The 25519-nt window shown below is 67.0% G+C and carries 24 protein-coding genes; 15 read left to right on the forward strand and 9 right to left on the reverse strand.

Translation table 11 applies throughout. The features are described from left to right. The first annotated feature begins 7 nt into the window (after positions 1–7). Entirely contained in the window at positions 8–952 is a 945-nt protein-coding gene (locus AC4JJG_RS08295; RefSeq protein ID WP_495400938.1) for a tyrosine recombinase XerC, read from the forward strand. Positions 953–964: 12 nt separating this feature from the next. Here the strand turns inward: AC4JJG_RS08295 and AC4JJG_RS08300 are convergent, their stop codons facing one another. Continuing rightward, entirely contained in the window at positions 965–1495 is a 531-nt protein-coding gene (locus tag AC4JJG_RS08300) for a M23 family metallopeptidase (RefSeq protein WP_495400937.1), read from the reverse strand. A gap of 267 nt (positions 1496–1762) precedes the next feature. Between AC4JJG_RS08300 and rpsB the strand changes: the two genes are divergently transcribed. Both rpsB and tsf read left to right on the forward strand, forming a co-directional pair. After that, complete coding sequence (rpsB, locus tag AC4JJG_RS08305) at positions 1763–2602, forward strand: 30S ribosomal protein S2 (protein WP_495400936.1); 840 nt, start codon at positions 1763–1765, stop codon at positions 2600–2602. A 99-nt stretch (positions 2603–2701) separates the two neighbouring features. After that, entirely contained in the window at positions 2702–3526 is an 825-nt protein-coding gene (gene tsf, locus AC4JJG_RS08310) for a translation elongation factor Ts (protein WP_495400935.1), read from the forward strand. 69 nt (positions 3527–3595) lie between these two features. Here tsf and AC4JJG_RS08315 read toward each other — a convergent pair whose 3' ends face one another. Together AC4JJG_RS08315 and AC4JJG_RS08320 are read right to left on the reverse strand one after the other, a co-directional pair. After that, positions 3596–5176, reverse strand: coding sequence for an MFS transporter (locus tag AC4JJG_RS08315; RefSeq protein ID WP_495405754.1), 1581 nt, complete (start codon positions 5174–5176; stop codon positions 3596–3598). A gap of 275 nt (positions 5177–5451) precedes the next feature. Continuing rightward, positions 5452–6876 (reverse strand): condensation domain-containing protein, encoded by a 1425-nt coding sequence (locus AC4JJG_RS08320; protein WP_495400933.1) that lies wholly within the window; start codon positions 6874–6876, stop codon positions 5452–5454. A 365-nt stretch (positions 6877–7241) separates the two neighbouring features. Between AC4JJG_RS08320 and AC4JJG_RS08325 the strand changes: the two genes are divergently transcribed. Both AC4JJG_RS08325 and AC4JJG_RS08330 read left to right on the forward strand, forming a co-directional pair. Next, on the forward strand, positions 7242–8279 hold the full coding sequence (locus AC4JJG_RS08325) for an alpha/beta hydrolase (protein WP_495400932.1): 1038 nt from the start codon (positions 7242–7244) through the stop codon (positions 8277–8279). Beyond that, the gene (locus tag AC4JJG_RS08330; RefSeq protein WP_495400931.1) at positions 8279–9205 is read left to right on the forward strand and encodes a glucosyl-3-phosphoglycerate synthase; all 927 of its coding nucleotides are present in this window, start codon (positions 8279–8281) and stop codon (positions 9203–9205) included. Before AC4JJG_RS08325 ends, AC4JJG_RS08330 begins: the two co-directional genes overlap by 1 nt. A 28-nt stretch (positions 9206–9233) precedes the next feature. On the opposite strand, the gene AC4JJG_RS08335 is transcribed toward AC4JJG_RS08330, so the two are convergent. Then, complete coding sequence (locus AC4JJG_RS08335) at positions 9234–10484, reverse strand: oxygenase MpaB family protein (RefSeq protein ID WP_495400930.1); 1251 nt, start codon at positions 10482–10484, stop codon at positions 9234–9236. A gap of 269 nt (positions 10485–10753) precedes the next feature. On the opposite strand from AC4JJG_RS08335, the gene pyrH reads away from it, so the two are divergent. From pyrH to AC4JJG_RS08350, 3 genes are all read left to right on the forward strand, one after another. Beyond that, complete coding sequence (pyrH, locus tag AC4JJG_RS08340; RefSeq protein ID WP_495400929.1) at positions 10754–11497, forward strand: UMP kinase; 744 nt, start codon at positions 10754–10756, stop codon at positions 11495–11497. A 73-nt stretch (positions 11498–11570) separates the two neighbouring features. Continuing rightward, positions 11571–12128 (forward strand): ribosome recycling factor, encoded by a 558-nt coding sequence (gene frr / locus AC4JJG_RS08345; RefSeq protein WP_495400928.1) that lies wholly within the window; start codon positions 11571–11573, stop codon positions 12126–12128. Positions 12129–12163: 35 nt separating this feature from the next. Next, a complete protein-coding gene (locus AC4JJG_RS08350) occupies positions 12164–13033 on the forward strand; it encodes a phosphatidate cytidylyltransferase (protein WP_495400927.1) in 870 nt (289 codons plus the stop codon). Between the two features lie 48 nt (positions 13034–13081). Here AC4JJG_RS08350 and AC4JJG_RS08355 read toward each other — a convergent pair whose 3' ends face one another. After that, the gene (locus AC4JJG_RS08355; RefSeq protein WP_495401035.1) at positions 13082–13393 is read right to left on the reverse strand and encodes a LapA family protein; all 312 of its coding nucleotides are present in this window, start codon (positions 13391–13393) and stop codon (positions 13082–13084) included. A gap of 120 nt (positions 13394–13513) precedes the next feature. Between AC4JJG_RS08355 and rlmN the strand changes: the two genes are divergently transcribed. Then, entirely contained in the window at positions 13514–14620 is a 1107-nt protein-coding gene (rlmN, locus tag AC4JJG_RS08360; RefSeq protein ID WP_495400926.1) for a dual-specificity RNA methyltransferase RlmN, read from the forward strand. 4 nt (positions 14621–14624) lie between these two features. Here the strand turns inward: rlmN and AC4JJG_RS08365 are convergent, their stop codons facing one another. Then, a complete protein-coding gene (locus AC4JJG_RS08365; protein ID WP_495400925.1) occupies positions 14625–14900 on the reverse strand; it encodes a DUF2631 domain-containing protein in 276 nt (91 codons plus the stop codon). A gap of 175 nt (positions 14901–15075) precedes the next feature. On the opposite strand from AC4JJG_RS08365, the gene dxr reads away from it, so the two are divergent. From dxr to AC4JJG_RS08390, 5 genes are all read left to right on the forward strand, one after another. Then, positions 15076–16251 carry a 1-deoxy-D-xylulose-5-phosphate reductoisomerase gene (gene dxr, locus AC4JJG_RS08370; RefSeq protein WP_495400924.1) on the forward strand — a complete coding sequence of 392 codons (1176 nt, stop codon included), beginning with the start codon at positions 15076–15078 and terminating at the stop codon, positions 16249–16251. After that, positions 16248–17474, forward strand: coding sequence for a M50 family metallopeptidase (locus AC4JJG_RS08375; RefSeq protein WP_495400923.1), 1227 nt, complete (start codon positions 16248–16250; stop codon positions 17472–17474). Before dxr ends, AC4JJG_RS08375 begins: the two co-directional genes overlap by 4 nt. Positions 17475–17547: 73 nt before the next feature. Then, on the forward strand, positions 17548–18726 hold the full coding sequence (gene ispG / locus AC4JJG_RS08380) for a flavodoxin-dependent (E)-4-hydroxy-3-methylbut-2-enyl-diphosphate synthase (protein ID WP_495400922.1): 1179 nt from the start codon (positions 17548–17550) through the stop codon (positions 18724–18726). Between the two features lie 72 nt (positions 18727–18798). Continuing rightward, the gene (locus AC4JJG_RS08385; protein ID WP_495400921.1) at positions 18799–19638 is read left to right on the forward strand and encodes a GNAT family N-acetyltransferase; all 840 of its coding nucleotides are present in this window, start codon (positions 18799–18801) and stop codon (positions 19636–19638) included. 61 nt (positions 19639–19699) lie between these two features. Beyond that, the gene (locus AC4JJG_RS08390; protein WP_495400920.1) at positions 19700–21538 is read left to right on the forward strand and encodes a penicillin-binding transpeptidase domain-containing protein; all 1839 of its coding nucleotides are present in this window, start codon (positions 19700–19702) and stop codon (positions 21536–21538) included. A 31-nt stretch (positions 21539–21569) separates the two neighbouring features. Here the strand turns inward: AC4JJG_RS08390 and AC4JJG_RS08395 are convergent, their stop codons facing one another. The 3 genes from AC4JJG_RS08395 to AC4JJG_RS08405 are packed head-to-tail and all read right to left on the reverse strand — an operon-like array spanning position 21570 to position 24462. Beyond that, a complete protein-coding gene (locus AC4JJG_RS08395) occupies positions 21570–22364 on the reverse strand; it encodes a heme ABC transporter ATP-binding protein (RefSeq protein WP_495400919.1) in 795 nt (264 codons plus the stop codon). After that, a complete protein-coding gene (locus AC4JJG_RS08400; RefSeq protein WP_495400918.1) occupies positions 22358–23422 on the reverse strand; it encodes a FecCD family ABC transporter permease in 1065 nt (354 codons plus the stop codon). Before AC4JJG_RS08400 ends, AC4JJG_RS08395 begins: the two co-directional genes overlap by 7 nt. Further along, positions 23419–24462 carry a heme/hemin ABC transporter substrate-binding protein gene (locus AC4JJG_RS08405; protein ID WP_495400917.1) on the reverse strand — a complete coding sequence of 348 codons (1044 nt, stop codon included), beginning with the start codon at positions 24460–24462 and terminating at the stop codon, positions 23419–23421. Before AC4JJG_RS08405 ends, AC4JJG_RS08400 begins: the two co-directional genes overlap by 4 nt. Positions 24463–24657: 195 nt before the next feature. Between AC4JJG_RS08405 and map the strand changes: the two genes are divergently transcribed. Next, entirely contained in the window at positions 24658–25518 is an 861-nt protein-coding gene (gene map, locus AC4JJG_RS08410) for a type I methionyl aminopeptidase (RefSeq protein ID WP_495400916.1), read from the forward strand. Position 25519 lies beyond the last annotated feature (1 nt).

Raw genomic sequence — 25519 nt, forward strand, 5'->3', positions numbered from 1 at the left:
TCATGGCATGACCCACGCCGACACGAGCGACGCCGACGGGGGAGTGCTGGACGACTTCGCCTCCTTCCTGACGTTCGAGAAGGGGCACAGCGACCACACCGTCCGCGCGTACACCGGCGATGCACGCGGACTTGTCGCCTACGCCGGGGCACGCGGTGTCGCCGTCGGAGACATCGACCTGCCGCTGTTGCGTTCGTGGCTGGCCGACCATACGCGGCGGGGTGCGGCGCGAGCATCGATCGCACGGCAGGTGTCGTCGGCGAAGACCTTCTGCGCGTGGGCAACACGTGAAGGTTTCCTCGCCAACGATCCGGCGGTACGCCTCCAGGCCCCCAAGGCGCATCGCACACTCCCGGCCGTGCTCAGCGCCGAACAGGCCGCCGCGGCGGTCGCGGCGACGAGTCCCGCGGCGGACCAGGAAGCGGGGTCCTCAGTCGACGACCCCATTGCCCTGCGGGACCGCCTTATCCTGGAACTGTTGTACGCCAGTGGAATTCGCGTCGGAGAACTCTGCGGGTTGAACCTCGGCGACGTCGACGCCGATCGTCGTGTTCTGCGAGTTATCGGGAAGGGCGACAAACAGCGGTCGGTGCCGTACGGGCAGCCTGCGGCAACCGCGCTCGCCGCGTGGCTCACCCGCGGACGCCCGGCGCTCATCGCCGATCGCGCCGACGCCTCCGACGCGCTGCTCCTCGGCGCCAAAGGGGGCAGACTCAATCAGCGCATGGCCCGGACGGTCGTGCAACGTGCCGTGGCGGCGGCCGGTGGTCCCGCCATGGGACCGCACGGCCTGCGGCACAGCGCCGCGACGCACCTCCTCGAAGGTGGTGCGGACCTGCGTGTAGTTCAGGAATTGCTCGGGCATTCGTCGCTCGCGACCACACAGATCTATACGCACGTCAGCGTCGAACGTCTGCGTGCGGTGCATCGTCAGGCCCACCCGCGGGCCTGACGGCGCACCGGCTCAGCCGTCGAGTGGTTTGAGCCGCACCCGCACCGCGCCGAGGAGTGCTCGCGGATCGAGATAAACGGCGTCACGACCGCTGCCTCGGCGGGCACCCCAGTGCAGGCAGGCCGGTGAGCAACCCGGATGTCCCGCCTCGAGAGTGCCGATCACGTCTCCACGCCGGACGCGTTGGCCGCGCCCCACCGACGCGCGAACCGGTTCATAGGTGGTGAGCAGGCCATCGGAGTGCCGGATCGACACGACAGGACGGCCCGCGACCACGCCGACGTGATGCACGATGCCGTCACCGGCGGCGTGGACCGGGGTCCCGGGCGGCGCTCCGAGATCGACACCGCGATGGCCCGGCTTCCACCGTTGCTCGGGTAGATCGAAGGCGCGGACCGTCGACGCTCCCGGAATCGGCAGGCGATACCGTCCCGGCTCGGCACCGACCGGCGCACTGACCAGCACGAATGATGGAACGAGGAGACAGAGCAGAAGTATCGGGACCACACCCCCCGAAGACCGTGTCATCCACTTCTGACGCATCGGGTCGCCGATCGGCTCCCGGCGGGCCGCGATCGGACTCGTCGGTTTTGGTCATCGGGCCGTGACCGGCGTAAACTCGCCGATGCACTTCATCTCTTCGGATGGAGTGACTTCGCGCGTCCGCGCTCGGATGGCCTCTCACTCAACGTGAGGCGTACCGAAAACGGCTGCGGTGGGCGGTCCCGGGTCACCGGGTCCACCACAGCGGCGGGCGCCAGGATCGATACCACCGGTATCGATGTCAACTGCACACAAAGGAAAGAAATCATGGCAGTCGTGACCATGAAGCAGCTGCTGGACAGCGGCGCGCACTTCGGTCATCAGACCCGTCGCTGGAACCCGAAGATGAAGCGTTTCATCTTCACCGACCGCAACGGCATCTACATCATCGATCTGCAGCAGACGCTGACCTACATCGACAAGGCCTACGAGTTCGTCAAGGAGACCGTTGCCCACGGCGGCACCATCCTGTTCGTCGGCACCAAGAAGCAGGCGCAGGAATCCATCGCCGCGGAGGCCACCCGCGTCGGCATGCCCTACGTGAACCAGCGCTGGCTGGGCGGCATGCTCACCAACTTCTCGACCGTTCACAAGCGCCTGCAGCGCATGAAGGAACTCGAGACCATGGAGCAGACCGGCGGCTTCGAGGGACGCACCAAGAAGGAAATCCTCATGCTCACGCGTGAGAAGAACAAGCTGGAGCGCACCCTCGGTGGTATCCGGGATATGGCCAAGGTGCCATCTGCCGTTTGGGTTGTCGACACCAACAAGGAGCACATTGCGGTGGGTGAGGCGCGCAAGCTGAACATCCCCGTGATCGCGATCCTGGACACCAACTGCGACCCCGACCTCGTCGATTACCCGATCCCGGGCAACGACGATGCGATCCGCAGTGCCGCACTCCTCACCCGCGTGGTGGCCTCGGCCGTCGCCGAAGGTGTGCAGGCGCGTGCCGGTCAGGCCGCGGGCGATGCCAAGCCGGAGGCCGCGGGCGACGGCGAGCCGCTGGCCGAGTGGGAGCAGGAACTGCTCACGCAGGCCGCCTCGGGAACCGAGGTCGCAGCGGCCGCCGGTTCCGCCACCGAGCCGCCCGCGTCCGCCCAGTAATTCGGCCGAGCACCACGGGCCGGCGTATCACCACAGTGATGTCGCCGGCCTCGTCCGGCCCTAGTCATCCGACAACTCTTCGAAGGAGGCTCGCCACCGATGGCGAACTACACCGCAGCCGACGTGAAGAAGCTTCGCGAGCTCACCGGCTCAGGAATGCTGGACTGCAAGAAGGCTCTCGAGAACAACGACGGCGAGTTCGACAAGGCCGTCGAGGAACTCCGCATCAAGGGCGCCAAGGATGTCGGCAAGCGCGCTGAGCGGTCGACCGCCGAAGGCCTGGTCGCCGCCAAGGACGGCGTGATGATCGAGCTCAACTCGGAGACCGACTTCGTCGCCAAGAACGCCGAGTTCCAGGAACTCGCCGACAGCATCCTCACCGCAGCCGCGGGTGCCAAGACCAACGACGTCGAGGCACTCAAGGCGACCGCACTCGGCGACGGCACCGTCGCCGATGCCGTGCAGGCACTCTCGGCGAAGATCGGCGAGAAGCTCGAACTGCGCCGTGTCGTCTCCTACGACGGCCCGGTCGCCATCTACCTGCACAAGCGCGCATCGGACCTGCCGCCGTCGGTGGGTGTCCTGGTGTCCTACGAGGGCGAGGGCGACGCTGCCGCCGAGGCGGCACGCAACGCCGCTCAGCAGGTTGCCGCGCTGAAGGCCACCTACGCCACCGAGGCCGAGGTCCCAGAGGACGTCAAGGCCAACGAGCGTCACATCGCGGAAGAGACCGCGAAGGCCGAGGGCAAGCCGGAGGCCGCACTGCCGAAGATCATCGAAGGCCGCCTGAAGGGCTTCATGAAGGACGCGGTGCTGGTGAACCAGCCGTTCGTGAAGGATTCGAAGAAGACGGTCGGCGCCGTACTCGACGAGGCCGGCGCGACCATCAAGGGCTTCACCCGTTTCGAGGTCGGACAGTCCTGACAAAGTCGGGGCCATTCGCCCACGCATTCGACGCACCCCGCGTCCGCTCCGGCGGACGCGGGGTGTTTGTCATCTATGAGGCGCCCGCATGGTGAGTGCCAGCAGCGCGATGCCCGCCGCAAGTCCGGCCAGCACCCAGAGCGTGATCCGGAACGCGGCAAGGAATGTGCGGGCGGCGACCGCCCGGGCCGCCTCGGCGAGTTCGCCGGACGCCTGAGCGGCAACACGGGAGGCGAGGTCCCCCGACGTCGTCGAGGCCGAGCATCCGGCCACCGGACGATCCGGGTGTGCCGATGTCAGCTGTGCGTGGGCGCAATACGCGAATCGATCGGCGACGGCTGACCGGAACATGGGATCGACAGACGAATTCTCCAGGGCTGCAACGAGTTCGGCGCGCACCGAAGTGACGGCGGGGGTGGTCTGGCCTGCTACCTGGCCGAAGAAGAAGATCGTGACCACGGCGAGTCCGAGTGAGGCGCCGATCTGTTGCACGGTCGGTATGCAACCGGACGCCGAGCCGATGTTCTCGGGGGTCGTGTCGGCGAGAATGGCCGTCTGGAGCGGCGCGACGAACAGTCCCGTGCCGACGCCCCCGATCACCAGCGGTGTGAGAACCGCGGGCACCGCCAGTGCGGCGGACGACGGTGTCAACGCGACCGCGAGCCATGCGAAACCCGTTGCGAGCGTCACGGATCCGAGGGCCAGGACTCGAGCGGCACCGATGCGGGCGACCACCAGCGGCGAGCACAGCGAACCGATCGCAGCCCCGATCGCGAAGGGCAGGGTCAGCAAACCGGCACGCAATGCCGAATAGCCGAGTCCGAACTGGGTGGAGACCGAGATCGTGAAGAAGAATCCGGCGAAGACACTGAAGAAGAGGAGCGAGAGCACCAGCCCCCGCGCGAAGCGTCGCGAGGCGAACAGCCCGAGACGCAGGAGGGGAGCGCCGCCACGTGCCTCCAGACGTCGCTGATGCCGGATGAATACCCCCAGCATCACCACCGCCGCGGCCGCCATCGCCCAGAGATACGGCGGCCAGCCCTGTTCGCGGCCGACCGCCAGTGGATACAGAAGCAGGAACAATCCGCAGGCCGACAAGACCATGCCGACGATGTCGGGCCGGGCGGGCGCCGGATCGCGGGCGACGGGCAGGTGCCGCCGCGCCACAAGCACCGCGAGGATGCCGAGCGGGACGTTGATGAGGAACACCATTCGCCATCCCCACCCGAACACGTCGGCAGAGACCAGCACGCCACCGACGACCGGCCCCAGCATCGCCGCGAGACCTGCGACCGCGCCGTAGACGCCGAACACCAGTCCGTGCCGTGACGGGGGAAACAGGGCGGCGATGAGCGCGAGCGTCTGCGCCGACATGGCCGCTGCACTCACGCCCTGGGCGCCACGGAAGATGATCAGCGACAACGGATCCTGCGCCAGCCCGCACAGGATGGAGAACACCGTGAACAGAAGCATCGCGACGATGAACATGCGTCGCCTGCCGACGCGTGCGCCGACGGTGGCCGCGGTGAGCAGGGTGCATGCGAAGGCCAGCGTGTAGACCGCGAGGACGAGCAATTGTTCCGAGGTGGAGGCGCCGAGATCAACGGTGAGGCCGGGTAGCGCGATGTTGACGACCGTGGTGTCCAGCATCTGCATGAACAGGCCGATCAGGCATCCGGCGAATGCCGCCCAGGTGCCGCGGTCGACATGCGCGGTGTGATCTCGATACGCCTCCTCGCCTGGCGGCTCGGTGGCTACTCGATCAGCGGGAGGGGGTGGCTCGGTGGCTACTCGATCAGCGGGAGGGGGTGGCTCGGTGGCTACTCGATCAGCGGGAGTGGGCGGCTCGGTGGCTGCCCGATCACCGGGGAGGGGCGGCTCGGCTGCCGGTCGATCGGCAGGGCCGGCTCGGTTCCGGGAGTAGGTCACGAAGTGAGCGCCGGAACCGCGAGTCGGTAGTCGCCGTGCAGCGCGATGGACGTGAGGACCTCGATGAACCGGGCGATGTAGCGCTGGATCGATTCCGTGGCGATGTCGGTATGCGGATACAGCAGTGTCGCCGACGTCGAGTCGCTGAAACGGTTGATCCAGAGATACACCTCCTCGCTGCTGCCGCGGTTGCCGAAGAGGCAGCCGTTGCTCGCGTCGAAGATCTCGATGCCGGGCAGTTTTCGGACATCGATGTAGGAGATCATCGGAACCGTCCAGCCCGGCGCAACACTCAGTCCGTCGTCGGGCCGCGCGAGTTCGAGAACTCGGTGGAAGGACACGTCCGTGAGTTCCTTGCCCGCGAGGTAACTGCGGGACGCCTGCGCGGCAACCGACCCGAAGGTCGCGTCCTCGGCGATCGTGAGGGGAACCGGGATCAGGCTGGTGAACCAGCCGACCGCCCGCATCTCCTCCGGGCCGCTCCGGGTGCTCTTCGGCGTCATGCCGAAATACTCTGTCTCGCCGGTGAATTCGGCGTACAGCAGGCCAGCGACCGCCATGATGCCCGCGATCATGTTGGCACCGTGGGCGCGGCACGCATCATCGAATCGCTGGGCGGTGGCTTCGTCGAAGACCGTCGTCGACAGGTGCGCGCTGCGCGTATGGCCCTCCGGTTCATTGCCCAGAGGCAATGGAAACCGGGGCAGTTCACCGTTGTTGGCCTGCACCAGGTCGATCCAGCGCTGTACATGCGGCGACTCGCGCGTCAGTGCCCGAGAGACCGTCCGTTCACGATCGCAGTAGTCGACGTAGCTGCTGACGGGACTGAGTGGAGCATCGGTGCCGAATGCCGCGTTCATGTACAGCGTCGACAGATCCAGACAGGTCATCGCCTGTGACATGCCGTCGGTATTGAGGTGATCGACGGCGCTGTAGAGGGTGAAGCCGCCATCCCACTCGATGGTCCCGAAGGTGAAGCAGTCCCAGTGCGATGGTCCGGAGGTGTCCTCCTGGACGTGTGCACGGATCTCCTCGGCGCTGTCGCGCGGACCGTGATCCACCTGGATGAACTCGATGATGTCCGGGTCGACGACGCGCCGGACGACGGCGCCGTTCTCATCGACGGAGAACCATGAACGAAAGGTGTCGTGGCGACGAAGAAACTGGTTGATGGCCGTGGTCATCGCCGAATGATTCAGGGGCGCTTGGATATCGAATGCCATCAGGCAGAGTCGGGAGAATCGGAACCCCGCGGACTCGTTGCGCGCGGCGGCCTGCAGGTACGCCTCCTGCTGGTGGGAAGCCTGCACCGGATGGGCGGGTGCGCGGTCGGCTTGTGTGACAGAGGCGAGTGAGGCAACCCAGCTGGTCAGATGACCGGGGCGGGGATCCCATTCCTCGATGAGTCCGAAACTGACCAAGGTCGGCTACCTCAATTCGCCTGTCGGGTGGTGATGGTGTGGTCGCGGTCATGCATGAGACGCCGGTGTGATGCGCGCCGCCAACGGGAAGCGAACCTATCAGTGATTCACAATCGCCCGCAACGTTTTCACGATCACGGAACATGAATTCATTATTCATGCGCAACGCTAAACATGTTGGCATGCAATTGTATTCGCTACTCCAAAGTGGGTCGAGAGTCCCACTTCGTGCATTGAGGCTATACCGAAATGGCCGGCTCCGCAGCACTGGACATGGCGTGTTCGGTGAGGCACACTCCCTCCCATTCCCGACGCCGTGATGGCACGCACCTGTGATCGCGCACCCCCAAGACGAGAGTGAGTGGATGAACAATCCCGGTCCGACGCATGGCATTTGCCGATCACTGATCCGTCGCGGCGGAATCGCCACAGCCGCAACGATTGTCGCCGCTGCCGGCGTTGCCGCGGTCTCGGCACCTGCCGTCTCGGCGCCGACCGGCGCGCGGATTCTGGCGGAGCGAACATTGCCCGCAGGTGAGATCGGTGTGTCGATCAGATCTCGCTCGATGCGAGATACGTTGACCGTCAAGGTTATCCCCGCGTCAGGTGGTGAAGGGCCCGCCCCGACCCTCTACTTGTTGAACGGTGCCGCGGGCGGCGAAGGTGGTAGCAGCTGGCTGGAACGGACCGACGTGCGGACGTTCTTCGCCGGCCAGCACGTGAATGTCGTCGTCCCCATGGGCGGCGCGGCCAGCTACTTCACGGACTGGCAACGCGCGGACCCGAAACTGGGGGTGCAGAAATGGGCCACATTCCTCACCTCGGAGCTTCCGGACGTCATCGACGAACGCTTCGATGGTAACGGCCGCAACGCGATTGCGGGCATCTCCATGGCCGGAACCTCGGTCTTCCAGTTGTCGTTGCACGCCCCCGGGCGGTATCAGGCGCTCGGCTCGTTCAGCGGCTGCGCGCAGACCAGTGACACCGCCGGGCAGGCGATGGTACGCATGGTCGTCGAGGGGCGGGGAGGCGGAAGCACTCTCAATATGTGGGGTCCGCCGTCGGACCCGCGGTGGCGCGCCAACGATCCGTACGTGCACGTCGACGCGTTTCGGGGCAAGTCGATCTACGTCTCGAACGGTTCCGGCATGCCGGGAAGGTACGACACCATCGACGGGCCGGGCATCGACGGGAACGGTAGCAAGTTGTTCGATCAGATCGCCGTCGGTGCGGTGATCGAGACCGCAACCGCCGAATGCACGCGAAACCTGCAGCGCCGCATGGCACAACGACGGATCCCGGCGACTTTCCACCTGTATCGGGGCGGCACGCACGCCTGGCCGTACTGGCAGGACGAACTGCATCGCGCGTGGCCGCAGTTCAAGGCGGTGTTGAACCGGTGATGCCGGATTCGGGGTGGCTGACATCCAACACGTGGGCGGCTCCCGGATGGACCGTCGATGAACTCGTGAAAAACAAGGGGGCGCACACGATCTCCGTGGTGCTGCCGGCACTGGACGAGGCGGCCACCATCGGTGCGGTGGTGAAAAGCGTTGTGCCCCTGAGAGGTGGCCTGGTCGACGAGATCGTCGTGGTGGATTCCGGATCGACGGACGACACCATTGCGGTGGCCGCGGCCGCCGGAGCCGACGTGCACACCCGCGAATCCGCGTTGCCCGGCATCGGGATCCGGGGTGGCAAAGGTGAGGTGCTGTGGCGATCACTCGCGGCGACACGGGGCGACATCGTGGTCTTCGTCGACAGCGATGTGGTCGACCCCGACCCAATGTACGTTCCGCGCCTCGTCGGGCCGTTGCTGGCGCGGCCGGACATCCACCTGGTCAAGGGGTATTACCGACGACCGCTGCTCGGTCCCGACGGTGTGGATCCGGCAGGCGGAGGACGCGTGACCGAACTGCTGGTCCGACCTCTGCTCGCGGCATTGTGTCCGGAACTCGCCGGACTGATCCAGCCACTCGCCGGGGAGTACGCGGGCCGCCGCGACCTGCTCACGTCCATCCCGTTCGCCCCGGGATACGGGGTGGAGATCGGCATCCTGTGCGACGCGGTGGCCCGGGAGGGGATCGACGCCATCGGACAGGTGGACCTCGGCACCCGGATTCACCGCAACCGGCCGATGGCCGAGTTGGGGCCGATGGCACGGCAGATCGTCGCGACGCTGTTGGCGCGACTCGGCATCGACGACACCGGCTCGCCGCTGGTCCAGTTCGAGATGAACTCCGGCGGGCACACCGTCCACCGAACCGATCCGTCCCTCGAGGATCGTCCGCCCATGTGCACGGTGGACGAGGTCCTCGCCCGATCCTGACCGGCGTAGCCGGAGGCGGACGCCCGCCTCAGGAATAGTGCGGGTTGTTCGTGGTCGGGATGGTGATGTTCACCGGCCGGAACTCGCCGAGATAGAGATACTGCATGGCCTTCGCCAGCTCGTCGAAGGTGTGATAGACGTTCGGGGCCAGTGACGAGACCGGCAACACACCTTCACGGATCTTGATGAAGATCGGCCATGACACGTCGAACAGGGCCTCCCACGCCGGCTGCCGCGGCAACCCCATCCAGTCGGTGAGCTTGTCGCCCACGGAGAATCGGGTGAAGGCCTCCAGTACCGGACGCGTCAGGAGGGTCAGATCCAGCTCCTGGCCGAGATCGACGAGCATGTCGGCGAGCTTCTTGCCCTCCGGGGTCGGGCCCATGATCGGGTCGAGATCCCGCCGCGCCTGCGTCTCGGCCTGTTCCCAACTGGCGGGCAGGTAGGCCGCGTCGATGCCGAGCATGTGGCCGTGCAACTGCCACGAATGCAGCAGCCCGGCACGCTCATTCGCCGGGAGTCGGACACCCCAGTTGCGCATGACCCGCATGCCCATCGTGGCAAGACTGTGCCAGGTGCGCATCATGTCGGCCTGCGAGATCGGGATCGTCTCCGTCGCACCATGTTTCCAGTACGGAGATTGGGGCAGCAGGTGGCGAACGGCGCCGTGGACCATGCGGGTCTTCACCGCGGTGACGGCCATGCGGCCACCGGGCCGGTAGGCGTCGACGGCGACCGAGTCGTACACGAGCTTGTACGTCTTGGCGATGCGGACCTTCATGTCCGAACCGCCCTTGGACCAATACACCGCGCGTGCCTCGCGGGGGATGACCGTCAGCATCAGCCCACCGGTGAAACCGATGATCCACGACAGGTACCAGCTACGCGACGTATAGAACGCATTCGCGTGCCGCATGAGGTCCGGGTCGAGCCACGACGGCATCCGCCGGGCATCCTCGATGAAGTCATGGACATCGCCGGGCAGGCCCGCGGGCAGGCGTTGCCCGTTTGTCGTCCAGTCGGCCAGCAGACGGTTGATCTTCTCCGCGTCACCACGCTCGAGGACGGATTTCATCAACGCGTCGCCGGACGGATCCCACCGCACACTCGGATCCGGCCCGATCCCGCTGCCGAGCGGGGCTGTCGCCGGGACGCCGGGAACCGTTCGTCGCGGTCGGGCTCCCGCAGGGGCCGCTCCGAGCGTGGACATCGCCCCGGTCACACCCATCGCACCGGCAATACCGGCAGCTTTCAGTACATCCCGTCGATTCGGGTTCACAGCATGCTCCATCCCCACCGGGCCGTCCCTCCCCGGACGGCATACGAATGGCGAGCCGTCGACATCTCCGTCGGACACAGACCCTGAAAGTCGAGGCCTACGAGTGGATGTCGGGCTCGCCGCGCTCAGATTAACAAAGGTTCGCGCGTCCTTTGCCGTCCGCGGTCACGGACCGCGACCAGGACGGTCCGAGCAGCTCAGACGCAGGTCATCGACTGGTCACGTCGGCAAGTACCATGTTCAGCGAAGCCGAACGAGTGAGGAAGTAGATGAGCGAATCGCCGCAATCCCGCCCCTCCGCACGCCACGGTTACCGCCGGGTGCTGCTGAAGCTGGGTGGTGAGATGTTCGGCGGCGGCAAGGTCGGACTCGATCCCGACGTCGTCGCGACGGTCGCCGATCAGATCGCCGACGTCGTCGAATCCGGGGTGCAGGTCGCCGTCGTCATCGGCGGTGGCAACTTCTTCCGGGGAGCCGAACTGCAGCAGCGAGGCCTCGATCGCGCTCGCTCGGACTACATGGGCATGCTCGGCACCGTGATGAACTGCCTTGCGCTGCAGGATTTTCTCGAGAAGCGCGGCATCACGACCCGTGTGCAGACGGCCATCACGATGGGGCAGGTCGCCGAGCCCTACATCCCGCTCCGCGCCATCCGCCATCTCGAGAAGGGGCGTGTGGTGATCTTCGGTGCGGGTATGGGTATGCCGTACTTCTCCACCGACACCACCGCCGCCCAGCGGGCGCTCGAGATCAAGGCCGAGGTGGTCCTGATGGCCAAGGGGGTCGACGGCGTGTACGACTCCGACCCGCGCGACAACCCGGATGCCGAATTGTTCACCGAGATCACCCACCGGGATGCGCTGGAGAAGGAACTGAAGGTCGCCGACGCGACGGCGTTCAGTCTCTGTATGGACAACAAGATGCCGATGCTCGTGTTCAATCTTCTGGAGCAGGGAAATATCGCACGCGCGGTCGCCGGTGATCCCATCGGCACGCTGGTCAGCACCGAGTGATCGGCGACGACCACCCGTTACGCAGGCTTCGAGAACCACATCCACGAACACCCACGAGAAAAGTAGGACGACGATGATCGACGATGCGCTCCTGGACGCCGAAGAGAAAATGGAGAAGGCGGTCAGCGTCGCCAAGGAGGACATGGGGTCCATCCGCACCGGCCGCGCGAACCCCGCGATGTTCAGCAAGATCGTGATCGACTACTACGGTGCGATGACCCCGATCACGCAGGTCGCGGGTATCACGGCCACCGAAGCGCGTCTGATCGTCATCAAGCCGTACGAGGCATCGAGCCTTGGTGACATCGAGACCGCGATCCGGAATTCGGATCTCGGCGTGAATCCGACGAACGACGGATCGATCATCCGTGTCGCGATCCCGCAGCTCACCGAGGACCGGCGCAAGGAACTGGTGAAGCAGGCGAAGAGCAAGGGCGAGGACGCGAAGGTCGCGATCCGTAACGTCCGCCGCAAGGCCGTCGACGAGCTCAAGCGCATCCAGAAGGATGGCGAGGCGGGCGAGGACGAGGTGACGCGCGCCGAGAAGGAAATCGACAAGACCACCGCGGGTTATGTCGCGCAGGTGGATGAATTGGTGACTCGCAAAGAGAACGAATTGCTCGAAGTGTGAGCGACGAACCCTCAGGCGCGGCTATACCGGAACCGATGGCCTCCGACGAGACGGGCACCGACGCCGCTGCGGTGCCGCCGCCCAAGAAATCCCGCGCCGGCCGCAATCTTCCCGCGGCGATCGGCGTCGGCGTGACGCTGGGCGTCAGCATCATCGCGATTCTGCTGTTCGCACCCAAGGCCTGGTATGTGCTCGTCGCCGTGGCATTCGCGATCGCGACGTGGGAGGTCACCAAACGTCTGCGGGACGGCGGCTATCAGGTCGCGCTGTGGCCCCTGCTCATCGGTGGGCAGGCGATCATCTGGTCCGGATGGCCGTGGGGGCCCACGGGAATTCTGACGGCCTTCGTCGGCACCGTTCTGGTCCTGATGGTCTGGATGTTGCTGGCGCAGGGGATCAATCGCGCGCCGGAGAATTACCTGCGCAACCTCGCGGCCAGTGTGTTCGTGCTCGCGTGGCTGCCGTTGCTGGCATCGTTCGGTACGTACATGGTGATCCAGGATCACGGTGCCGCACGCGTCGCGACGCTGATGATCGTCGTGGTCTGCTCCGACGTCGGCGGTTACGCCGCGGGAGTGTTGTTCGGCAAGCATCCGATGGCCCCGGCGATCAGTCCGAAGAAGTCGTGGGAGGGTCTCGCCGGTTCGCTCGTGGTCGGCACCGCGGGCGCGGTCTTCTCGGTGGTGTTCCTCGTCGACAGTCAATGGTGGATCGGCATGATCCTCGGCCCGGTGCTCGTCGTCTGCGCGACGCTCGGCGACCTGGTCGAATCTCAGGTGAAACGCGACCTGGGGATCAAGGACATGGGGACTCTGCTGCCCGGACACGGCGGCATCATGGATCGGCTCGACTCGCTGCTGCCGTCGGCCTTCATCGTGTGGGCGGTGCTCACCGCGCTGCTGTGAGTTCTCGGTCCCGCCCCTGGTTCGCAGAGGCGGGACATCGGTCGGCTGCTACTTCTTGGCCCGCTTGAGGGCCCGGTTCAGTTGGAGCATGCGAAGGCCACCGGCGAGCGCTACCAGCAGAGCGCCCGCGATCGCGGCGATGAGAAGGCTCACACCGAGCGGCAGATTCACGTCCCAGAAGATCAGGGTGATGCGCTGTGACGCCGTGTTCTGCAGGATGAACACCAGCAGCAGGATCAGGATGATCGCACCGATGACCAGTCCGAAGAAGGTCGCCCGGGTACGGGTGTGCTCGACGCCTCTGACCTGCTCGCGCAGCTCGTCCCGTTCGGCCAGCAGAGCCTTGTGCTCGCGATCCATGTCGGCGTAGGCGTTGGGATCGCTTGTCTCGCTTCCCACGGGGAGTGGCGCGTCGGCGTCGAACGGCTCCCGAGGATCTCGTGTCGTCATGTGCCCATCATGACATGCGACAATGGCACCATGTCGTCGTTGCCGCTCGTGTTCGATGCCCCGAAACGTGGCCTTCCGCCGAAGCATTTCGCCGACCTCGACAGCGAGGGGCGGATCGCCGCGCTGGCCGAACTCGGCCTGCCGAAATTCCGCGCCAATCAGCTGGCCAAGCAGTACTACGGCAGGCTCAACGGAGACGTGCGCGAGATGAGCGACGTGCCCGCCGGATCGCGGGAAGCACTCGGCGAGAAGCTGTTCCCGCCGCTGCTGACGCCCGTCCGGCACATCGCCTGCGACGACGGCAGCACCCGCAAGACACTGTGGCGCCTGCACGACGGCACCCTGCTGGAAAGCGTGCTGATGCGCTACACCGACCGCAACACCCTGTGCATCTCCAGCCAGGCGGGCTGCGGCATGGCGTGCCCGTTCTGCGCCACCGGTCAGGGCGGTCTGGACCGCAACCTGTCGACCGCGGAGATCGTCGATCAGGTACGCATGGCGGCCCGGGCTCTGCGCGACGGCGAATTCGGTGAGCCGGGCCGACTGTCGAACGTGGTCTTCATGGGCATGGGGGAGCCGCTGGCCAACTACAAACGAGTGGTGTCGGCGGTCCGGCAGATCACCGCACCGGTGCCCGACGGCATGGGGATCTCGGCGCGGTCGGTCACGGTGTCGACGGTCGGTCTGGCGCCGTCGATCCGCCGTCTCGCCGACGAAGGGCTGGCGGTCACTCTGGCCGTGTCGTTGCACACACCGGACGACGAACTGCGCGACACGCTCGTGCCGGTGAACAACAGGTGGTCGGTGGCCGAGGTCCTCGACGCCGCGCGCTATTACGCGGACACCACCGGTAGGCGCGTCTCCATCGAGTACGCGCTCATCCGGGACGTGAACGATCAGCCCTGGCGTGCCGACATGCTGGGGGAGAAGCTGCATCGTGCGCTCGGCTCACGCGCGCACGTGAATCTGATCCCGCTGAATCCGACGCCCGGTTCCGAATGGGATGCGAGCCCCAAGCCCGTCGAACGCGAATTCGTGCGACGCGTCCGGGAACAGGGGGTGTCCTGCACGGTGCGTGATACCCGCGGTCAGGAGATCGCCGCGGCCTGCGGACAGCTGGCCGCCGAGGAGAAGTAGCGCGTCAGCGGTTGCGCTGCCAGCGACCGCGCTTGCCGATGAGGCCCTTCACCAGGAAGTACGCGAGACCGGCGGCCATCACGATCAGCCAGATGTCCTCGACGCGGCCGTGGTGGTTGCCGATGAGCATCGCCAGCAGGGCGATGACGCAGAACCAGCCCGCGATCTGGAACGTCTTGTTGGCCTGGCCGTGCCAGCCGAAGCGGGCGGAGGGAGCGTCGACGGGCTCGCGCACCCAGCCGGTGTCGACGGTGGTGTGCTCAACCTCGGTGGTGGCCACGGGCTGCTCCTCACTGTGGTGACGTCGGAACGTCTGACTCTGACGGCCGGTAGTAGTTCCCGATCAGCATAGCGGTACGGGTCGTCGGCGGTGCCGCGACATCCGCAACCGGGTCGCGGCCGGGGTCCGCCGAGCGCATGTGACCATCCCGGGGCCGATGCGGGACACTGGACGGGTGACGACTCGTGTACTCATTCTCGGCTCGACCGGCTCCGTCGGCGTCCAGGCCCTCGAGGTGATCTCCGAACATCCCGAACTCTTCGAGGTAGTCGGACTCGGAGCCGGTGGCGGCAACCTCGATCTGCTGCGTGCGCAGGCGCGGACCTTCGGGGTTCCGGCATCGGCGCTCGCGGTCGCCGATGCCGCCGCCGCGGCCACCCTCGCCGACGACCTGGGCGCGCCGGTACTGGGCGGACCGGACGCCATGTGCGACCTCGTCGAGGCCGTCGGCGCCGACGTGGTACTCAACGCCGTGGTCGGTTCCATCGGTCTGCGGCCGAGTCTGGTGACCCTGAAGTCGGGTGCTCGTCTGGCGCTCGCCAACAAGGAGTCGCTGGTCGCCGGCGGCTCCCTGGTGCTCGATGCCGCCGCGCCGGGACAGATCGTCCCGGTGGACTCCGAACACTCGGCGATCGCGCAATGTCTGCGCGGGGGGAGTGCCGAGGAGGTGGACCGTCTGGTCCTGACGGCTTCGGGCGGACCGTTCCGCGGGTGGACACGTGCCGCGCTCGAGGATGTGACGCCGGAACAGGCGGGCCGTCACCCGACCTGGTCGATGGGACCGCTGATCACACTCAACTCGGCCACCCTGGTGAACAAGGCGCTCGAGGTGATCGAGGCACACCTGCTGTTCGGTGTCGACTACGACCACATCGATGTGACCGTCCACCCGCAGTCGATCGTGCACTCGATGGTCACCTTCGTCGACGGCGCGACCATCGCCAAGGCGTCGCCGCCCTCGATGAAGCTGCCCATCGCACTGGCGCTGGGCTGGCCGGACCGTGTCCCGGGTTCGTCGGCGGCCTGTGATTTCTCGACGGCGTCGGAGTGGACCTTCGAACCGGTCGACGACGAGGTGTTCCCGGCCATCGCGCTGGCCCGCGAGGCGGGGACCGCGGGCGGTTCGCTGACCGCCGTCTACAACGCCGCGAACGAGGCCGCGGCCGAGGGATTCTTCTCCGGCGCCATCCGCTTCCCGCGGATCACCGAGATCATCGGCCAGGTGCTCGGCGACGCCGATCAGTGGCGTGCGCAGCCGGGTACTGTGGAGGACGTTCTGGCTGCTGACAGGTGGGCGCGCGAGCATGCGGCACGCCTGGTCGCGGCCTCTGCGGATGGAGTACGTCAGTGAGTTTTGCCCTCGGGGTGGTGCTGTTCGCCGTGGCCCTATTGCTGTCGGTGGCATGGCACGAATGCGGGCACATGTGGGCGGCCCAGGCCACCGGAATGAAGGTGCGGCGCTACTTCGTGGGCTTCGGTCCGACGATCTGGTCTACGCGCCGGGGCGAGACGGAGTACGGCTTCAAGGCCCTGCCCCTCGGCGGTTTCTGCGACATCGCGGGCATGACGCCCTACGACGAGATCTCCGACGCCGACCGGCCGCGGGCCATGTATCTACAAAAGCCGTGGAAACGCCTGGTCGTCCTGTTCGCCGGACCCGCGCAGAACTTCATCCTCGGCTTCGTGCTGGTCGTCCTCGTCGGGGCGATCTGGGGACTGCCGAACCTGAGCAAGGACCCGGTACCGGCCACCGTCGCCGAAGTCTCCTGTGTGCCGTCGTCGACGACCTACTCGGATTCGGCGAAGCCGGTGTCCACGCCGTGTACCGGCAACGGTCCCGCAGGTGCCGCAGGACTCCGGCCCGGAGACACGATCGTCGCCGTGAACGGCACCGCGGTCGCCGACTACGCCGAGGTGTCCACGATCATCGGCAAGACCTCCGACCCGGCGACCGTCACGGTGGATCGCGCCGGCGTACGGCAGGACTTCACCATCACGCCCGCCCCGGCCACGGTGACGATCAACGCCGACGGAAAGTCGAAGACCGAACAGACCCACAAGATCGGAATCGCCTTCGATCCGCCGCCGGCCATCACGACCTACGACGGGCTGGCGGTGATACCCGGCTCGGTCGCCTTCACCGGTGACCTCTTCGTGGCCACCTGGGACGCACTGATCTCGTTGCCGTCCAAGGTGAGTGCGCTGTGGACCTCCGTCACCGGAGGTGAACGTGCACAGGACACCCCGGTCAGCGTGTACGGCGCATCGGTGATCGGCGGTCAGGCCGCCGAGCGGGGCGCCTGGAGCATGTTCCTGATGCTGCTCATCAGCGTCAACTTCTTCCTCGGTCTCTTCAACCTGGTGCCGCTGCTCCCGCTCGACGGCGGACATATGCTGATCGTGGGTTACGAGAAGGCGCGCAACACCGTTCGGCGCTGGTTCGGCAAGCAGGCCGGCGGGCCCGTCGACTACCTGAAACTTATGCCCGTCACGTACGCGGTGGTGCTGGTGATGGGCGCCTTCATGGTGCTCACCCTCACCGCCGACATCATCAACCCCATACAGGTGTTCTGATGGATTCGCCTGCGCCCGCGGATCGTCGGAACACGGTGAACCACACAGCCATTCGTCAGATGAGGGAATCGAAATGAACGACCGTTCGGAAGCCCTGAGCATTGGCCTCGGTATGCCTGAGGCCCCACCGCCGGTGCTCGCACCGCGTCGCGTCACCCGCCAGATCCAGGTCGGCTCGGTGGGCGTGGGCAGCGATCATCCGATCTCGGTGCAGTCCATGTGCACCACCAAGACCCACGACATCAACGCGACGCTCCAGCAGATCGCCGAACTCACCGCGTCGGGCTGCGACATCGTGCGCGTCGCCTGCCCGCGTAACGAGGACGCCGAGGCGCTGCCGATCATCGCGAAGAAGTCCAAGATCCCGGTGATCGCCGACATCCACTTCCAGCCGAAGTACATCTTCGCGGCGATCGATGCCGGTTGTGCGGCGGTGCGCGTGAATCCGGGCAACATCAAGGAATTCGACGGCCGGGTGAAAGAGGTCGCGAAGGCGGCGGGCGATGCCGGCATCCCGATCCGTATCGGCGTGAACGCGGGCTCGCTCGACAAGCGCATCATGCAGAAGTACGGCAAGGCCACCCCGGAGGCGCTCGTCGAATCGGCACTGTGGGAGGCGGGTCTCTTCGAGGAGCACGGCTTCGGCGACATCAAGATCTCGGTCAAGCACAACGACCCGGTGATCATGGTCGAGGCGTACCGGCAGCTCGCCGCGCAGTGCGACTATCCACTGCATCTCGGGGTCACCGAGGCCGGACCGGCCTTCCAGGGGACCATCAAGTCGGCCGTCGCTTTCGGTGCCCTGCTCTCCGAGGGGATCGGCGACACGATCCGCGTGTCGTTGTCGGCGCCGCCCGCCGAGGAGATCAAGGTGGGCGACGCCATCCTGCAGTCGCTCAACCTGCGGCCCCGCAAGCTGGAGATCGTGTCCTGCCCGTCCTGCGGACGCGCCCAGGTCGATGTCTACAAGCTGGCCGACGAGGTGACCGCGGGCCTCGACGGCATGGAGGTGCCGCTGCGCGTGGCCGTGATGGGCTGCGTCGTCAACGGTCCGGGCGAGGCGCGCGAGGCCGATCTGGGCGTCGCGTCCGGCAACGGCAAGGGCCAGATCTTCGTCAAGGGCGAGGTCATCAAGACCGTGCCCGAATCGCAGATCGTGGAGACCTTGATCGAAGAAGCGCTGCGGATCGCGGGTGAGTCGGGTGACACTGGTGACACGGAAGTCGGGCCGCCTGTCGTCACGGTCAGCTGACCGTCTCGAACGGCAGCTCGTCGGCACGGGTGGTCGCGTCGTGGGTGGCGTGGCATCGGGGTGTGAGGAGCGATGGTGCTGAAGCTGCTGGGGGATCGGCCGCTGGGGGCGCGGGACGCGCCGGTCGTCGAACGTGTCCTGACGACCGACCCGATCGCGATGTGCATGGTCGCCGCCCGTTTCGAGAGCCACGGCATTCTCCCCAGACTGCTGGGCGGGCAGATGTGGACCGTCGACGACCCGACCACCTCGCTCTGCTTCTCCGGCGCGAATCTGATTCCTCTGCTCGGTAATTCCGCGGACATGGAGACCTTCGCGGACCGGGCCGCGGCGGTGCCGCGTGTCTGTTCGTCGGTGGTGGGGCGCGCCGAACTGGTGCTGCCGCTCTGGGAGCGGATCACACCGGTCTGGGGGCCGCCGCGTGCGGTCCGCGACAATCAGCCGCTGATGGCGCTGTTGGATGCACCCGCGATGGCGCCGGATCCGGCGGTGCGGCTGGTCACGCTCGACGACCTCGATGTCTACCTGCCCGCGGCCGTCGACATGTTCATCGGCGAGGTGGGAGTCGACCCGTGCGCCGGCGACGGAGGTCGTTCCTACCGTCGTCGGCTGGCGTCCCTCGTCAGCGCGAATCGGGTGTTCGCCCGGTTCGACGACGGCGAGGTGGTGTTCAAGGCCGAGATCGGTTCGCTGTCCCGGAAAGTCGGGCAGATCCAGGGCGTGTGGGTCTCACCGGATCGTCGCGGTGAGGGACTCGGCACGGCGGGCACCGCCGCGGTGGCGGCAGCCGTGCAGCGGCTGGGGCGTACGCCGAGCCTGTACGTGAACTCCTTCAATGTCGCCGCGCGCGAGGCCTATCGGCGAGTGGGTTTCGCCGAGGTCGGTACCTTCGCGACGATCCTGGTGGACTAGGGCGCCCGATCCCCGCGTGGCGCAGAGGTTTCTGCTGTTGCGCGCCATATCATCGGGACCGATGGTGCAGATGAGGCGGCGATTTATCAGCGGTGCATGTGTGGCGGTGAGTGCTGCCGTCGTGCTGGGCGTCGCGGGCTGCACCTCCGTGGACGACGGACCCCGGCAGGCCGTCGACCGCTTCATGTCGACCCTCGGAGACCGCGACATCGCGGGAGCCGCCTCACTGACCGACGATCCGGCGACCGCCGAGACCGAGTTGGAAGGCGCATGGTCGGGACTGGCCGCGGAGAAGCTCGACTACTCGACCGGAGTCGCCCGCGTGTCCGGTGACACCGCCGACATCGACGTCACGTACAAGTGGGGCCTGCCCAACGGTCGCACCTGGAGCTATCCGACACGCGTGAAGCTGGCCCGCACCGACTCGAGCGGCTGGGAGGTTCGCTGGACGTCCACCGACATCCATCCGGAACTCGGTGCGCACCAACGACTCGCGCTGAAAACGATGACGCCGCCGCGTGCCACGGTGCACGAGGCCGACGGCTCGCAGGTGATGGTCAACGGGACGGTCGTCGGCATCAATTTCGATGCGAAGGCCGCAGCCGCGGGCGGGTCGGTCGCCGACTCGGTGACGAGTCTCGTCTCGGTGCTCAAGCCGTTCGCGCCGACGTTGTCCGCGCAGCAGATCGCCGAGGGGGCGACCGCGTCCGACGGACCGTATCCGATCACCCGGCTGTCCCAACGCGACTTCGACCGTCTGCGCGACCGGCTCGCGATTCCCGGGGTGACGCACAACGAGCAGGCCGAACTGGTCCCGAAGGATCCGGACTTCGCGCCGGCGCTCCTCAGCGAGGTGAAGAAGGTCGTCGCGGCCGAGGTCGACGGCCGCGCCGGATGGCGTGTGGTAACCGTCAATCCGAACGGTCTCGACGCCGACGTGCTCGCCGATCACGCGGGTGACCCGGCGCCAGCGGTACCGCTGAGTCTGTCGCGGGTGGTGCAGAACGCGGCGCAACGTGCCGTCAATGCGACCGACCGCTTCCAGGTGGCCATGGTCGTGGTGCAGCCGTCGTCGGGCAACATATTGGCGATCGCGCAGAACAAGGCGGCGGACCGGGACGGCCCGATCGCGACGAGCGGCCTGTATCCGCCCGGGTCCACGTTCAAGATGGTCACCGCGGCCGCTGCGATCAGTGGCAATCTGGCGCACCCGGGGTCGATGGTGCCGTGCCCGGGCGAGATCGAGATCGGGCCGCGCCGCATCCCCAACTACGACCGCTTCTCCCTGGGTACCGTGCCGATGCTGTCGGCCTTCGCCAGTTCGTGCAATACGACCTTCGCGAAACTCGCCAGTGAGATGGGGCCGTCGGACCTGGCTCGCACGGCTGCGGCGATGGGAGTCGGGCAGCGGTATGACATCGCGGGCCTCGACGCGGTGTCCGGCTCGGTGCCGATCGCTCCGGAGCTCGTGGCACGCAGTGAGGACGGATTCGGGCAGGGGCGCGTCCTGGTCAGCCCGCTCGGTTTGTCGCTGGTCGCGGCAACCGTCGCGAACAACGGCAAAGCACCTGTGCCGCAACTGATTCTGGGCAAGGAGACGAAGGTCACCGGCCCCCGGCCGACACTCGACCCGGCGGCGGTGGCCGAACTCCGGCCGATGATGCGCGCCGTGGTCACCGAGGGGACGGGTACCGCGATCGCCGGGCAGGGTGCGGTTTTCGGGAAGACCGGTGAGGCCGAGTTCGACGGTGGTTCGCACGCCTGGTTCGCCGGCTATCGCGGGGATCTCGCGTTCGCGACGCTCGTGGTGCGCGGCGCCGACTCGAACAACGCCGTCGGCGTCACCCGAGATTTCTTCTCGTTCCTGCCGCCCGGTTACGCGACCGGCGGCCGATCCTGACCGGACCGTCGACGATAGGGTGGCGCGCGGCTCAGGTGCGGCGCGGAATGACGATCGGCTGTCCCGATTCCGGGTGATCCCAGATCTCCACGGGATGGTCGTACGTATCGGAGAGTCGTTCGGCGGTCATCACCTCGCGGGCCGGTCCCTCGGCGAGGATGCGTCCGGATTTCATCAGCGCCACGCGGTCGGCATAGGCCGCGGCAAGGGAAAGGTCATGGACGACAAGCAGTACCGCGGTACCGGCGTCCCGCGCGGACCGCAGGATGTCGAGGACGGCCTCCTGGTGGTGGATGTCGAGCGCGGCGGTGGGTTCGTCGAGCAGCATCACCGGTGTCCGTTGCGCCAGTGCGCGCGCCAGCGACACCCGGGCCTGCTGACCGCCGGACAACTGCGCGAACGGCCGATCCAGGATGTCGGTGAGATCGCATGCGCGGATGGCGGATTCGATGATGGCGGGTGATTCCCTCGCCGAGTCGGTGCGCAACCACGGATAGCGACCCATTTCCACCACATCGGCGACGGTGAACGGGGTGTCGGTGCGATTGTGCTGTGTGACGAATGATCGGTGACGGGCCAGTAGGCGGGACGGCACGGAGGTCACATCGAGGCCGTGGATGTGCACGCTGCCGTGATCCGGCGTCCGGAGACCGGCCAGGACCGACAGCAACGTCGACTTGCCGCAGCCGTTCGGGCCGACGAGCGTCATCAGCGTGCCCGGTTCGACGCGGAGCGACACCTCGCGCACCACGTCGCGGTCGCCCAGTCGCACCGTGATCTCTTCGGCGACGACTCCGGTTCGATCGCCGATGTCGTTGTTCACCATCCGGCCCCCGCGTGGCGGCTGCGGCGCAGCAACCAGAAGAACACCGGACCGCCGACGAGTGAGGTGAATACACCGAGCGGCAGGTCGGCGTCGCCGACGACGGTCCGTGAACCCAGGTCGGCTGCCGCCAGTACGATCGCGCCGCCGATGATGCTGGTGGGCAACAGGATTGCGTGCCGTGGGCCGACAATCAGCCGAAGCAGATGCGGCACGACCAGGCCCACGAACATGATGATGCCGGCGAATGCGACGGCGGCGGCGGTCAGCAGCGCCACCAGAACGATGACCTGACGGCGGACACGCTCCACATCCACACCGAGCGACGACGCCTGCACCTCGCCGAGGGCGAGGATGTCGAGCTTGCGGGTGAGCAGCATCGCCCAGCCGATGCCCACGACGACCAGGGGAAGCACCGTCCACACCGAATTCCAGTTGGCCCCGGCCAGCGAACCGAGCTGCCAGAACACGATCTGCTCGCGGGCTGCCGTGGACGCGACGAAGGTCAGGAACGCGATGAGGCCGAGTGCGAAGGCGTTGACCGCGATTCCGGTGAGCACCAACATGATCGCCGACGACGACCCGTCCCGCAGCGACAGCAGATACACCGCGGCCGCGGTGATCAGACCGGCGACGAACGCGGCACCCGCGAGGGCCCAGCCGTTGACGCCGACACCGCCGATGACGATCACCAGACAGGCGCCGACCGCGGCGCCCGACGACACCCCGATGACGCCGGGTTCGGCGAGTGGGTTCGCCAGCACACCCTGCAACAGGCAGCCCGCGGCGCCCAGCGCGGCGCCAACGAGCAATCCGAGGACGATGCGCGGGAAGCGGACCACCCACAGTGTGTGCTCGCCCTGCGGGTGCGACGGCATCGGACCGATGTCGAGGTGCCAGTGATGGGCGATGCTGCCCAGCACTTCCAGAGGCGGGATGGACACCTTGCCGACCGCGGCGGAGATCACCACGGTCACGAGCATGACGGCGACCATGATCGCCAGTACGGTCACCGCGCGCAGCGGTCCGCGAGCCGCCGTGGCGGCACCGGTGTGGGTCATGCGTAGATCGACTTTCCGAGCGCACTCAGCACCAGGCCGATGTCCGGGCCGAAGGAGAGGAGTTGGGTCTGTTCCATCTCGACGACCCGGCGGGCACGTCCCGCGCTGGTGTCGTCGATGCCGGGCAGTGCGAGGACACCGTCGAGACCGCCCACACTGTCGGCGCCCTCGGTCATCACCAGCACAACATCGGGATCGGCCTTCAGCAAGGCCTCGTTGCTGACCGCGGTGAACGCGCCCGTGAGATCCGCGGCGGCGCCGGCGTCGCGGCCGCCGACCGCCTTGATGAGTTCGTCCGCTCCCGAGCCGGGGCCGGCCAGGAGAATCAGACGCGGACCCCGGATGTAGAGGAACGCGATCGTCGGATCACCCGTCGGTTTCGGGAGAGACGCCCGCGCGGCCGCGATCTCGGACTCCGTCCGGTCCACCAGGGCCTCGCCGGCGTCGCGCACACCGAGTGCGGCTGCGACGGACCGGATCAGGGTCGGTGTGGAGGCGACCGACCGGGTCCGGTCGAACACCACGACGGGTATGCCGGAATCGCGGATGTGGTCGACGGCCTGCGGTGGGGTCGTCTCCTGATCGACCAGGACGACGCTCGGATGCAGGGCGAGCGACGCCTCCGAGTTGAGGGCGTGGCCACGGTCGGTGACGACCGGCAGACGGACCGCCGCCGGGAAGGCCGTCGATGTATCGCGACCCACCACCCGTGAGCCGAGGCCGAGGGAGAACACGATGGCGCCCAGCGTGCCGTTGCGGTCCACGGTGAGGATACGGCTGGTGTCGGAGACCGTCACGGGACCGTGGCCGACGGATTCGACGGTCGTCGGGAGCCGCGGCACCGGGTTGTTCGCGACGGGTTCGACGTCGCGCCGGTCGATGGTCGCCGTCGACGGACCGTTGCGCAGATGGGCGGTGGCGGCACCGGATTCGGACGAATCGCCCTGGTCGAGCGGTTCGGTGGTGCAGGCGGCCCCCGCGATCACCAGGACCACGGCTCCGACAAGCGGAACGATCGTCGTCCGGACCCATCCGTTCACGCCGCGTCGCTCCGCGGTCCGGCTCCGAGGCCGCACACGTTCTCCCATCACCGAGCCGGTTCGGCGCGCCGCGCCGTCCTTCTTAGTCTCACCTTAGTCACGTCCGCGAACCGCTCGTCCCTCGCGCCCACCCGATGCATTGGGCCCGCGCCCCGTCGGTGGGGCATCCGGACCGGTGGGGCATACAGTGGGTATATGACTGTTCGTGCTGCATTGCGGCCCGGCACCCCGACGCCGATCCGTACCGTTCCCGATTCGATCGAGCGCCCGGAATATGTGTGGAAGCCCACCGTGAACGAGGGGCACGAGCCGTGGGTACAGACCCCGGAAACGATCGAGAAGGTGCGCATCGCGGGCAAGATCGCCGCGAATGCCCTTGCCGAGGCGGGCAAGGCCGTCGCCCCCGGAGTCACCACCGACGAGCTCGACCGGATCGCCCACGAGTACATGGTCGATCACGGTGCGTATCCGTCGACCCTGGGCTACAAGGACTTTCCGAAGTCCTGCTGCACGTCGCTGAACGAGATCATCTGCCACGGCATCCCCGACTCGACCGTCATCGAGGACGGTGACATCGTCAACATCGACGTCACCGCCTACATCGACGGTGCACACGGCGACACCAACGCGACCTTCCTCGCCGGCGACGTGTCCACCGAGGCGGCCGATCTCGTCGAACGCACCCGCATCGCCACCGAGCGGGCGATCAAGGCCGTCAAGCCGGGTCGCGAACTGAACGTCGTCGGGCGCGTCATCGAGGCGTATGCGAACCGCTTCGGTTACAACGTGGTCCGCGACTTCACCGGCCACGGCATCGGGGAGACCTTCCACAATGGGCTCGTCGTCCTGCACTACGACCAGCCGAACATCGACACCGTGCTCGAGCCGGGCATGGTGTTCACCATCGAACCGATGATCAACCTCGGCGGCCTCGAATACGAGATCTGGGACGACGGCTGGACCGTGGCCACCACCGACAAGAAGTGGACCGCGCAGTTCGAGCACACCCTCGTGGTGACGGAGAACGGCGCGGAGATCCTCACACTGCCGGACTAGC

This window comes from Gordonia sp. B8661-1 (assembly GCF_059427765.1).

What these genes read in the sequence shown, in the direction of transcription:
- AC4JJG_RS08295 (WP_495400938.1), top strand. Translation starts at nt 8, where the DNA reads ATGACCCACGCCGACACGAGCGACGCCGACGGGGGAGTGCTGGACGAC.
- AC4JJG_RS08300 (WP_495400937.1), bottom strand. Translation starts at nt 1,495, where the DNA reads ATGCGTCAGAAGTGGATGACACGGTCTTCGGGGGGTGTGGTCCCGATA.
- rpsB (WP_495400936.1), top strand. Translation starts at nt 1,763, where the DNA reads ATGGCAGTCGTGACCATGAAGCAGCTGCTGGACAGCGGCGCGCACTTC.
- tsf (WP_495400935.1), top strand. Translation starts at nt 2,702, where the DNA reads ATGGCGAACTACACCGCAGCCGACGTGAAGAAGCTTCGCGAGCTCACC.
- AC4JJG_RS08315 (WP_495405754.1), bottom strand. Translation starts at nt 5,176, where the DNA reads ATGCTGGACACCACGGTCGTCAACATCGCGCTACCCGGCCTCACCGTT.
- AC4JJG_RS08325 (WP_495400932.1), top strand. Translation starts at nt 7,242, where the DNA reads ATGAACAATCCCGGTCCGACGCATGGCATTTGCCGATCACTGATCCGT.
- AC4JJG_RS08330 (WP_495400931.1), top strand. Translation starts at nt 8,279, where the DNA reads ATGCCGGATTCGGGGTGGCTGACATCCAACACGTGGGCGGCTCCCGGA.
- pyrH (WP_495400929.1), top strand. Translation starts at nt 10,754, where the DNA reads ATGAGCGAATCGCCGCAATCCCGCCCCTCCGCACGCCACGGTTACCGC.
- frr (WP_495400928.1), top strand. Translation starts at nt 11,571, where the DNA reads ATGATCGACGATGCGCTCCTGGACGCCGAAGAGAAAATGGAGAAGGCG.
- AC4JJG_RS08350 (WP_495400927.1), top strand. Translation starts at nt 12,164, where the DNA reads ATGGCCTCCGACGAGACGGGCACCGACGCCGCTGCGGTGCCGCCGCCC.
- AC4JJG_RS08355 (WP_495401035.1), bottom strand. Translation starts at nt 13,393, where the DNA reads ATGGATCGCGAGCACAAGGCTCTGCTGGCCGAACGGGACGAGCTGCGC.
- rlmN (WP_495400926.1), top strand. Translation starts at nt 13,514, where the DNA reads ATGTCGTCGTTGCCGCTCGTGTTCGATGCCCCGAAACGTGGCCTTCCG.
- ispG (WP_495400922.1), top strand. Translation starts at nt 17,548, where the DNA reads ATGAACGACCGTTCGGAAGCCCTGAGCATTGGCCTCGGTATGCCTGAG.
- AC4JJG_RS08385 (WP_495400921.1), top strand. Translation starts at nt 18,799, where the DNA reads ATGGTGCTGAAGCTGCTGGGGGATCGGCCGCTGGGGGCGCGGGACGCG.
- AC4JJG_RS08390 (WP_495400920.1), top strand. Translation starts at nt 19,700, where the DNA reads ATGGTGCAGATGAGGCGGCGATTTATCAGCGGTGCATGTGTGGCGGTG.
- AC4JJG_RS08395 (WP_495400919.1), bottom strand. Translation starts at nt 22,364, where the DNA reads ATGGTGAACAACGACATCGGCGATCGAACCGGAGTCGTCGCCGAAGAG.
- AC4JJG_RS08400 (WP_495400918.1), bottom strand. Translation starts at nt 23,422, where the DNA reads ATGACCCACACCGGTGCCGCCACGGCGGCTCGCGGACCGCTGCGCGCG.
- map (WP_495400916.1), top strand. Translation starts at nt 24,658, where the DNA reads ATGACTGTTCGTGCTGCATTGCGGCCCGGCACCCCGACGCCGATCCGT.